The sequence below is a fragment of the Sebaldella sp. S0638 genome (assembly GCF_024158605.1).
Taxonomy (GTDB): Bacteria; Fusobacteriota; Fusobacteriia; order Fusobacteriales; family Leptotrichiaceae; genus Sebaldella.
On the sequence record NZ_JAMZGM010000192.1, the window covers coordinates 1 to 3,563 of the forward strand.

The following is a 3,563-nucleotide window of genomic DNA, read 5'->3' on the forward strand; positions in this document are numbered from 1 at the left end:
TAGATAAATCAATATATGAAAAACAAATCTTTTATTATATCAGATTTAATTTACAGACTTTCTTGCACACTCCCGTTCTGTCTTTGGACATATAAAGATAGTAAGGAGATCATATTATAGATAAAAAGGACTAGGTTAGAAAATTTATATTTTCAATACCAGTCCTTTTATTTTTATATTATTTTTATTATAAGTTTTTCATTAACATCGGTAAAAATTTCATCTAATTCATTTCTTGAAATATTTTCTGCAATAATAATATAGTAGTTGTCTATTTCCTCATAAAGTTCCAGTACAGATGATTCTATATTGAAATCTTTGGAAGTTCTTATATAAAATTCATGCTTTAATTCATTGGTATCTACAGTTTTCAAATGACTGTCAGTATCAAAGAAAAAGCTTGAATTAATAACCGAATCAGTAGCAATTTTTACTATATCCGAAATTACAGCAGAAGCAGTAGGTTCCATTCCGGCACCTTTACCATAAAAAAGAGTTTTTCCTGTATAGCTTCCTGTTACTTCAATAGCGTTATAAACATCGTTAACATTAGACAACAGTTTTTCATTTTTTAGAAGAATAGGTTCCGCAGATATTTCCACAAGATTATCTTCATTTATTTTTGAACTTGCAATGAGCTTTATTGAGAAACCAAGTTTTTCAGCTTCAAATATATCCACAAGAGAAATATTTCTTATCCCCTGAAGGTAAACTTCGTTAAAATTTATGTATCCTCCATAGGCAAGCGAAGACAGAATGGCTATTTTATGCCCTGCATCTATACCGTCAACATCATATGAAGGGTCGGCTTCTGCATATCCCATTTCAGCCGCAAGATGAAGAGCTTCCTCGAAATCGAGCTTTTCTTCTTTCATTTTTGTCAGTATATAATTAGAAGTACCGTTCATAATCCCGCGTATTTCAGTAATTCTGTTAGCGATCAGATTTTCTATCATAGGTGTGATAATAGGAATTCCACCACCCACAGCAGCTTCATATAAGAATAAAGAACAGTTACTTTTGGCAGATGAGAGAATCTCAGGCCCGTATTTAGCTACCAGTGCTTTATTGGCAGTTATAACGTGTTTTTTATTATTAAGAGCTTCCATAATTATATTTTTGGCTATAGTTTCTCCTCCGATTAATTCCACCACAATGTCAATTTCGGGATCTGAGATGATTTTTTTATAATCCTGAGTAAGTATAGCCTTATCAAAATTAAATGAAAATTCTCTATCAATATTTAGGTCACAGGCATATTTCACTTCAAGGTTCGCACCTGATTTTAGTTTTATATTTTCATTTTCAAGAGCCAGTATTTTCAGTACACCTTCACCTACAGTACCAAGCCCTATTATTCCTATTTTCATATGTTATTCCCCCAGATTGATAAATTTAGCATGAAGAGCTTTGACGGCTTTATCAATATCTTTTTCTTCAATGATACATGAAACATTTATTTCCGAAGCAGATATCATATCAATATTGATCTTGTTCTCAGCCAGTGTGTCAAATATAGCCGAAACTGTCTCGTAATGTGTTCTGAGTCCTACACCGATTACAGATACTTTGGCGATATTATCCTGATAAGCCAGTCCCGCAGCACCAAGATCCTCTTTTAAAGTTTCAGTTATTTTAACAGCTTCTTTCAGGTCAGCAGTTTTTACAGTAAATGATATATTGTTAAGATCTTTATTTATACTAGAACTTTGCAGAATAATGTCAGGATTAATTTTTGCCTTTGCCAGTGTGCTGAAAACTTTTGCAGCTGTACCTGGTCTGTCAGGTAATCCGAACAATGTTATTTTTCCTTCATTTTTAGAAGAAGTAACTCCTACTACTTGTGCCTTTTCCATTATTTCATCTCCTTTTTTTACTATAGTACCTGGAATATCCTCAAATGATGAACGCAGGTGAATATTAATATTATATTTTGCGGCTATCTCCACAGAACGCGGGTGAAGTACCTTTGCTCCCGAGGATGCCAGCTCGAGCATTTCCTGATATGATATTTCTTTTAGTTTTTTCGGATTGTCTACTACTCTTGGGTCAGCAGTGTATACTCCGTCAACATCTGTATATATTTCTACTTCATCAGCATGAAGCGCAGCTCCCAGTGCCACAGCGGTAGTATCGGAACCGCCTCTTCCCAGCGTGGTAATGTCAAAGTTTTCATCTACTCCCTGAAAACCGGCAATAACGACTACATTTCCGCCTGTAAGTTTTTCTTCTATCTTTTTTGTATCTATATTTAGTATTTCTGCTTTTGTATGATCAGAAGTTGTCCTGAAATCTATCTGAAAAGCATTAAATGATATTGCTTTTTCACCTAACTCATATATGGCCATAGAAAGCAGTGCCACAGAGATTTGCTCTCCGGTAGTTAATAACATGTCCAGTTCACGCTTGTTAGGGTTGCTGGTTATCTCATATGCATTTTTAACAAGGCTGTCGGTCATTCCCGCAGGTGCAGAAACGACTACTACAACATCGTGACCTTCCTTTTTATATTTTACTACTTTTTTTGCAACTTCTTTTACTCTCTCTGTGTTGGCAACAGAAGTACCTCCGTATTTTTGGATAATAAGTGCCATAAAACCTCCTAAGACAATATAATATATAGAATATAATAACCTATTTTGGAATTATTTTCAATAACTAACACTAATATATTTCTTATGTAACAATATATATCATATAGTATTGATATTAAAATAATAAAAAAAAATAAAAAAGGCTTTCATTTTTTTAAAAATATGTTATAATAATATTGCCAAAAGCATTACTTAAAAAAATATGTATTTGAATGGTAATATGTTTAAGGTGTAATAATTTTAGGAGGTAGTTTCTTTGCAAGGTAAAGTAAAATGGTTTAACGACAAAAAAGGGTTTGGGTTTATTTCTGGAGAAGACGGTAACGATTATTTCTTACACTTTTCAAAAATTGAAAAAGATGGATTTAAATCTGTTAACGAAGGTGAAGAAGTAATATTTGAAGTAGAAGAAGGACCAAAAGGACCTCAAGCTACTAATGTAGTAGCCAGATAAGACCCGAAAAAAAAGCGACTTTATGTCGCTTTTTCTATTTATAGTAATATTTCTAAATCAGGAATAATAATGTTTTGATAAATAGTTTAGAAAGCGACTTAATTAATTATTCTTTATTTTAAAATATAAATAATAAAAAAAATATTTTGAATATATCTGAAATAATGTTTATAGATTTTTAAAAAATAAAAACTAATAAGAACCAATAAAATAAAAAGACGGTGTTTTACAATTGAAAAATACCGTCTTTTTTTATAGAATTATATTTCTGAAATTTATTTTTGAATTTAAAAACTGATACTGCAGTAATTAAAATTAACATTGATAAAACAATTAATTTATTTCAAAGAAACGTGCACTTTGAATAGTTCCGTCTTTATATACATCAGTTCTCATAAGATTTCCGTAGTAATCATATAAGTTTGATTCACCGTCAAGTTTTGTAATGGTCAAGCAAAATGGGAACATTAGGATCCAAAGAAATTGAATCTAGCCTGGTAAGGAGTAATAAACCC

The 3,563-nt window shown here is 31.7% G+C and carries 4 protein-coding genes; 1 reads left to right on the forward strand and 3 read right to left on the reverse strand.

What is annotated here, in order from left to right:
- Nucleotides 1–173 precede the first annotated feature (173 nt).
- On the reverse strand, nt 174–1,370 hold the full coding sequence (locus NK213_RS19180; protein WP_253352316.1) for a homoserine dehydrogenase: 1,197 nt from the start codon (nt 1,368–1,370) through the stop codon (nt 174–176).
- A gap of 3 nt (nt 1,371–1,373) precedes the next feature.
- A complete protein-coding gene (locus NK213_RS19185) occupies nt 1,374–2,594 on the reverse strand; it encodes an aspartate kinase (protein WP_253352318.1) in 1,221 nt (406 codons plus the stop codon).
- A 256-nt stretch (nt 2,595–2,850) separates the two neighbouring features.
- On the opposite strand from NK213_RS19185, the gene NK213_RS19190 reads away from it, so the two are divergent.
- Complete coding sequence (locus tag NK213_RS19190) at nt 2,851–3,048, forward strand: cold-shock protein (protein WP_012862437.1); 198 nt, start codon at nt 2,851–2,853, stop codon at nt 3,046–3,048.
- 333 nt (nt 3,049–3,381) lie between these two features.
- Here NK213_RS19190 and NK213_RS20535 read toward each other — a convergent pair whose 3' ends face one another.
- Nucleotides 3,382–3,516, reverse strand: a complete 135-nt coding sequence (locus tag NK213_RS20535; protein WP_256478839.1) for a hypothetical protein — start codon at nt 3,514–3,516, stop codon at nt 3,382–3,384.
- Nucleotides 3,517–3,563: the final 47 nt, after the last annotated feature.